We start from the raw sequence: 6,582 nt of genomic DNA, 5'->3' as shown, positions 1-6,582 counted from the left end.
AGCAAAAGACCAGCAATCAGGACCCCGTGCGCCATGTGTAAGCCTCGGCTGGCACGTCCCGGTGCGGTGTCTCCGCCGGGGACGCGACCTGAATGTCGCTTCCGAACCGTCGCGGGTCGAACGCCGGATCCACCGCCGTCCGCTCCAGAATGAGACGCGACAGTACTTCAGCAACCGCCGGTGCAAACAGGATGCCGTTGCGAAACTGACCGCTTGCTACGTAAAGCCCTTCCACAGCGGCAGGGCCGAGCAGCGGCAAGCGATCGGGCGTCAGCGGGCGCAGACCCGCCCAATGCGCCGCCAAGCGCCAATCCTTCAGCGCCGGCATGAGTTCCGTCGACTGACGATACAGCCAGCGCAGCGCCGCCTGGGTCAGGCTGGTGTCGAACCCCGCCGCCTCCATGGTGGCGCCGACCAACAGACGGCCGCGGCGCGGCACAAGGTAAATGCCGTTACCCCACACCACCCGGCGCGGCAGCGTCACCCCCGGCGGCGGCGTCAGGACCGCGATCTCGCCCTTCACCGGCGTCACTGCCGGAACTGCCTCGGCCGGCAAGCCGGCGATGCGCGACGACCACGCCCCCATCGCGATCACGAAGGCATCGGCCTGATGCAGCCGGAACGGCGTCACGACGCCGGTCACGCGGGTGCCATCCCGCTCGAAACGGACGGCGGTTTCGTTCGACACCACCTCGCCACCGGCGCGCACGAACGCCACCGCCAACGCCCGGCACAGTGCCTGGCTGTCGACCATCGCCTCGTCGGGCGCCACCACCGCACCGGCAATATCGGGGCCGAGCAGCGGTTCGGCGTGACGCGCGGCGGCGGCATCCAACGTTTCGTGCGCCAGCGCTTCACGCCCCGGCCCGCCGGTCATCTGCACCAGCAGCGCGCCATTGCGGCGGTAGCCGATGTCGACCTTGGACTCGTTTTCGAGATCGCGTTGAAACGCCGGCCACAACGCATCGGCGTTGCGCGCCAATGCCGCCTCGGGCGTCTCGCCGCCGTCCAGTTCCGCTGCCGAGGCGAGCATGCCGCCCGACGCCGTGGTGGCACCATTGCCGACCTGCGCCCGCTCGAGAACGGTCACGCGCGCCCCCGCCCGCGCGAGCTTCCAACCGATCCCGAGGCCCGCAACGCCGGCCCCGATCACCACGACTTTCATCACATCCTCCTGGACGCCTCAACGCCCGCAGCGACAAAACACAACCCGCCGCCGACATAGGCGATCAAGCCGAACCAGTCCGGCAATAGAGCCGCCAGAACGAACAGAAGCACAAGCTCGGTCGAGCCGATCAGTCCACGGCCGAATTTCAAGGCCGCCGCAGCCTGCGCCGCAAGCCCGGACATCAAGAATACCGCCGGCAACGCCCTGACCGGCGCATCGAGCACGAAAGCGAACGGCAGTGCGGCGAAAGCGATGGCGTTGAAAACTTCCGCAGCGTCGCTTTCTCGGACCACGACTGCGGCCAGCCCGCGGCCGGCGAGGAACAGCGCAAGGCCGATCCACATCAGATGGCGGCCGATCACCGGCACCGCCGCGAAGCTCACGGCGAACGCAGCCAACGCCAGGATGTTCGCCTTGCTGCCGACCGGCGCCGCGAAGCGTTCCAGCAGTGGCGCAAAAATCTTTTCCAGAACCGCATCCAGCATCACGCCACACGGTCCAGGGATTCGGCTGCCAACGTCAATTGACGACAATTGTAACGGCTGCGTCGCAACGGCACACGTTTGCGGTGCGTGCTTCGCGGCTCCGCGTCCCGGGAAGCGGAAATTTACGGCAGCACCGTGCGCGCGGAGCGCCTCAGCATGACGAGATTTTTAGCCCAACTTCGTCATGCAAGGTGGCCGGCCATGAGGACTGTACCCGGCGTGCACCGGCGGCGAAATGGCTGGCCCGCGAAGCACGCACGATTTATCCGATCCGGTACGGCGCCAGGTTCTTCTCGATGCGCTCGGCGATGGGAGCGGTCGCATCGACGTCGAAGGTCTGCCCGGTGAGCTGCTGGTAGATCTCGATATATCGGCGCGATAGTTCTTCCACCATGTCGGCGGGGGCTTGCGGCAGCACCTTGTCCTTATAAGGATCGCAATGATCGCGGAACCAGATGCGCAGGAATTCCTTGTCGAAATATTCCGGCTCCTCGCCCTTGGCCAGACGCTGCTCGTACGAACCGAGCTTCCAATAGCGCGACGAATCCGGCGTGTGGATTTCGTCGATCAGCATCAGTGTGCCGTTGTCGTCGAGACCGAATTCATACTTGGTGTCGACCAGGATCAGGCCGTGCTGCGCCGCCACGTTCTGGCCACGGCGGAACAACGCCAGCGCCGTCTCGCGCACCTTGTCCAACAATTCGCGGCTGACGAAGCCTTCCTTGACGAGGTCTTCCTGGCTCAGCGCGCGGTCGTGGGTATCTTCCTTGGTGGTCGGATCGAAAATCGGCTGCGGCAGGCGCGCGTTCTTGGGCAGGCTGCCCGGCAATAACAGGCCGCCGAAGTGACGCTCGCCGGCGCTGTAGCGGGTCCAGATCGAGGTCGAAGTCGTGCCGGTGAGATAGCCGCGCACCACCGCTTCCACCGCCAGCGGCTTGACGCGCCGCGCCACCGTCACATTCGGATCGGGCACCGCAATGAGGTGATTGGGAACGATGTCGGCCGTCTGCTGGAACCAGTAAGCGCTCGACAAATTCAGCACCGCGCCCTTGTTCGGAATGTGGGCAATGATGCGGTCGAACGAGGAATGGCGGTCGGTCGCCACCAGAATCAGCTTGTCGGGCTGGAAGTAGATGTCGCGCACCTTGCCCGTCTTGAGGGTGCCGAGGCCGTCGAAATGGGTTTCGCGGAGAATGTTGGGCATGGGGACCGTCCTGGAATCGCCGACGACAGACTAGATACAGGCGCGCCCGGGGTCAAAAAAACGCCTCGCCGCGGCGCGATTTCCTGCGCTAAAGTCTGGTCAAAATTGGAGAGGTTCCATGGAAAAAGCCACCTTCGGGGCGGGCTGTTTTTGGGGTGTTGAATCATTTTTCCGCGAAGTGCCGGGAGTCGCCGAGGCGATTTGCGGCTATGCCGGCGGCTGCATGAACAATCCCACCTACAAGGACGTGAAAACCGGCCAGACCGGGCACGCCGAAGTGGTGGAAGTGACCTTCGACCCCGCCACGGTTTCTTACGACAAGCTTGTGGACGTGTTCTTCCAATGGCACGACCCTACCACCCTGAACCGCCAGGGCGTCGATGTCGGCACGCAGTACCGCTCGGTCATCTTCACCCATGGCGACGAACAGGAAAAAATCGCCCGCGCCAAAAAGGCCGAATACGATGCCTCGGGCAAGTTCAAACGCCCGATCGTCACCACCATTGAACCGGCACCGACCTTCTGGGCGGCCGAGGACTATCACCAGCGCTATTTCGAAAAACATGGCCAGCCGAGCTGCCATGTTCCGAACTGGGAGTAACATCGTGTTGAAACGGGGGTTGGCCATCGCGCTTACGGCTTTGGCCGTGACGGGCGTTGCGTTCGCACAGTCCGATCAGATCAGCCGCGGCGATCGCTATGCCGGGGCGCCGTGGGCGACGCGCCCGCCGGTATTGGCACAGCACGGCATGGCGGCGACGGAAAATCCACTCGCCACACAGATCGCGCTCGACGTCCTGAAGAAAGGCGGCAGCGCCATCGACGCGGCGATTGCGGCCAACGCGGCGCTCGGTCTGATGCAGCCGGTGCTCGACGGCATCGGCGGCGATTGCTTCGTGATCGTCTGGGACCCCAAGACCAAACAGCTCTACGGCTATAACGGCTCCGGCCGCTCGCCCAAGGGGCGCGACCTCAAGCGGCTGAAAGCGGAAATCGCCGCCGCCTACAAGCGCGCCGGCATGCCCTACTCGCCGCACATTCCGCCGGTGGGATCGCTGCCGGTGAGCGTGCCGGGCGCGGTGGATGCGTGGTTTGCGCTGCACGACCGCTTCGGCAAGCTGCCGATGAGCGAGGTGCTGGCGCCCGCAATCGGCTACGCGCGGAACGGTTTTCCGGTGGCGCAGCTGGCGTCGGCGTATTGGAAAGGCAACATGGCTTCGTTCGAGCGCCGTCGCGGCCTGCTCGAAGAAACCGACAACGCCCGCCATACCTATCTGATCGCGGACGCGAACGGCGGCCACGCCCCGGCGCAAGGCGAAATTTTCAAGAACCCCGATCTCGCCAATACCTATCAAATGATCGCCACCGGGGGGCGCGACGCATTCTATAAAGGCGCAATCGCACACACCATGGACGCCTATTTCCGGCGCATCGGCGGCGACCTGCGCTACGAGGATTTCGCCGCCCATCACGGCGAATGGGTGACGCCGGTGTCGGTGAATTATCGCGGCTACGACGTTTTCGAACTGCCGCCCAACGGCCAGGGCATGGCGGCGCTGGAAATGCTGCAGGTGCTGAAGGCGTTCGATCTGAAGGCCATGGGCGCCGGCTCCGCCGATGCGCTGACGCTGCTGCTGGAATCGAAGCGGCTGGCGTTCGAAGACCTGGCGAAATGGTACGCCGATCCGGCGTTCGCGAAAATTCCGATCAAGGGGCTGCTGAGCGACCGCTATGCCGACGAGCGCCGGCGGCTGATTACGGCGACCCGCGCCAATCCGAACCTCGGCCCCGGCAATCCGCTTCTCTATGACGGCGACACTACTTATCTCACGGTCGCCGACAAGGACGGCATGATGGTGTCGCTGATCCAATCGAACTATCGCGGCATGGGATCGGGACTGGTGGCCGACGGGCTCGGCTTCATGTTCCAGGATCGCGGCGAACTGTTCAGCCTCGATCCGCACGCCGCCAACGTTTATGCGCCAGGCAAGCGGCCGTTCCACACCATCATCCCCGCCTTCGTGATGAAGGACGGCGCCCCGTTCATGGCGTTCGGCCTGATGGGCGGCGATATGCAGCCGCAAGGCCATGTCCAGATCCTCACCAACATCATCGACTTCGGCATGAACGTCCAGGAAGCCGGCGATGCCGCTCGCTGGCGCCATTTCGGCAACGCCGAACCGACCGGCGAAAAAAGCGAGGGCATCGGCACGGTGGAAGTGGAAAGCGGATTTTCCCCAGCGGTGATCGAGGCCTTGAAGGCGCGCGGTTACAAGATCGCGCCCGGAAGCGGCAATTTCGGCGGCTATCAGGCGATCATGTTGGATGCGAAAAACCACGTCTATTGGGGCGCATCGGAGATGCGCAAGGATGGCGAGGCGGCGGGATATTGAAGGGAGTGAGTAGGGAATAGGGAGTAGTGAGTAGTCATTCCTTCACTCCCTACTCCCCTTCTTCGTTTCTTCTCAAATTCACCAGCACCACCAGCATCGCGACGAAGCTCATCATCGTTCCGGGGAGCCAGATGATCAGGCCGCCGAAGTGCTGATCGGTGAGCGGGGTCATGTCGAAGACGCGGCCGCAGATGTTGTAGACGGGGTAGTAATCCGTCTCCGACAGCGACAGCACGGCGCCGAGCACCATCTGCGGCAGTTCGATGATCAGGATGGCGAGTGCGCGCCATAATGTGGACAGCCGCGCCGGCGGATGGGGGCGCGGGTCGACAATCAGGCTCCAGAACAGGATGCCGTTGAGCGCCATGGTCCAGTTCATCACGTCGTAGAGCCGGCGGTCGAGCATCACGATGGTGTGCAGCGCGGGGATCAGCCAGAAATACAACAGGCCGACGAACAAGACCGGCGCCACCAGCCTGTGCTGCAGGATGTCGAGCGTGCCGCGGACCGGCGGCGCATCGATCAGGGGACGGAGGAACGCGGGCATGCCGGCGCGGATCGCCTGTCCGCTCATGCCGAACGCGATCAGCATCGCGCCCGCATGATGCAGCCAGAAATGGGCCCAGCGGTGGATGAAAAACATGTGCTGGGCGAGATAATCGAAATGGGTCTGCAACACGGCATAATTGCCGATCATGCCGATGAGGAACAGGGCCGAGCGCCACGCGGCCGGGCGCTGCGATGGGTCAAGCCGGGCAAGACCGCGGACGAACCAGGCCAGCGTCAGCGTGGTGGCAAGATACACCGGCCAGGAAAATTCCCACGGCAGCCACACCGGCAGATCGGCGGGATAACGGCTGGTGGCAATGTCGAGCCCACCGCCGACGATCAGCAATGCGGCGTAGAGGAGCCAATTCCGCGTGTCATCCCCGGCGAAACGGAGCTGAGCGACGTGCGGGGACCCAGGAGCAAACGGCAAGACATTCTCTCCGGTAGGACTCGGCTTGAGGCATCCCGGGCTGGTCGTACCCTGGGTCCCCTTCCCCTCACCCCGCAATGCTGCTCCGCAGCTTCGCAGGCTTCGGCCGGGGATGACAATAGAGTCTCAGCGTATCGCCGCTGTCCGATGCGCCGCTCCTTTTCTGCCCCCGCGGGCACATCGGCGCTGGTGTCGGCACGAAGACCGTGGGGGAAGTGGCGCGCCAGCGCCGATGGGGGCTTGCGAGATAATGAGCCCCCTTCCCACGCTTCGCGTTCCACGCTTTGCGTGGGGTCGCACCCTGGGTCCCATTCCCCTCACCCCGCAATGCGGCTCCGCAGCTTCGCAGGCTT

At 64.2% G+C, this 6,582-nt stretch carries 6 protein-coding genes; 2 read left to right on the top strand and 4 right to left on the bottom strand.

Going from position 1 to position 6,582, the window contains the following annotated elements:
* Positions 1–16: 16 nt before the first annotated feature.
* The 3 genes from thiO to AC1P6P_RS07910 all read right to left on the bottom strand — a co-directional run bounded on the left by thiO (position 17) and on the right by AC1P6P_RS07910 (position 2,857).
* Positions 17–1,165, bottom strand: a complete 1,149-nt coding sequence (thiO, locus tag AC1P6P_RS07920; RefSeq protein ID WP_481401895.1) for a glycine oxidase ThiO — start codon at positions 1,163–1,165, stop codon at positions 17–19.
* Positions 1,165–1,653, bottom strand: coding sequence for a hypothetical protein (locus AC1P6P_RS07915; protein ID WP_481401894.1), 489 nt, complete (start codon positions 1,651–1,653; stop codon positions 1,165–1,167). Before AC1P6P_RS07915 ends, thiO begins: the two co-directional genes overlap by 1 nt.
* 262 nt (positions 1,654–1,915) lie before the next feature.
* Positions 1,916–2,857 carry a phosphoribosylaminoimidazolesuccinocarboxamide synthase gene (locus AC1P6P_RS07910; RefSeq protein WP_481401893.1) on the bottom strand — a complete coding sequence of 314 codons (942 nt, stop codon included), beginning with the start codon at positions 2,855–2,857 and terminating at the stop codon, positions 1,916–1,918.
* Between the two features lie 118 nt (positions 2,858–2,975).
* On the opposite strand from AC1P6P_RS07910, the gene msrA reads away from it, so the two are divergent.
* Together msrA and ggt are read left to right on the top strand one after the other, a co-directional pair.
* Positions 2,976–3,458, top strand: a complete 483-nt coding sequence (msrA, locus tag AC1P6P_RS07905) for a peptide-methionine (S)-S-oxide reductase MsrA (RefSeq protein ID WP_481401892.1) — start codon at positions 2,976–2,978, stop codon at positions 3,456–3,458.
* Entirely contained in the window at positions 3,439–5,250 is a 1,812-nt protein-coding gene (ggt, locus tag AC1P6P_RS07900) for a gamma-glutamyltransferase (RefSeq protein ID WP_481401891.1), read from the top strand. Before msrA ends, ggt begins: the two co-directional genes overlap by 20 nt.
* Before the next feature lie 49 nt (positions 5,251–5,299).
* Here ggt and AC1P6P_RS07895 read toward each other — a convergent pair whose 3' ends face one another.
* Positions 5,300–6,229 (bottom strand): cytochrome c oxidase assembly protein, encoded by a 930-nt coding sequence (locus tag AC1P6P_RS07895; protein WP_481401890.1) that lies wholly within the window; start codon positions 6,227–6,229, stop codon positions 5,300–5,302.
* Positions 6,230–6,582: the final 353 nt, after the last annotated feature.

Source organism: Rhizomicrobium sp. (genome assembly GCF_056722145.1).
This window is presented reverse-complemented; position numbering and strand designations above follow the sequence as displayed.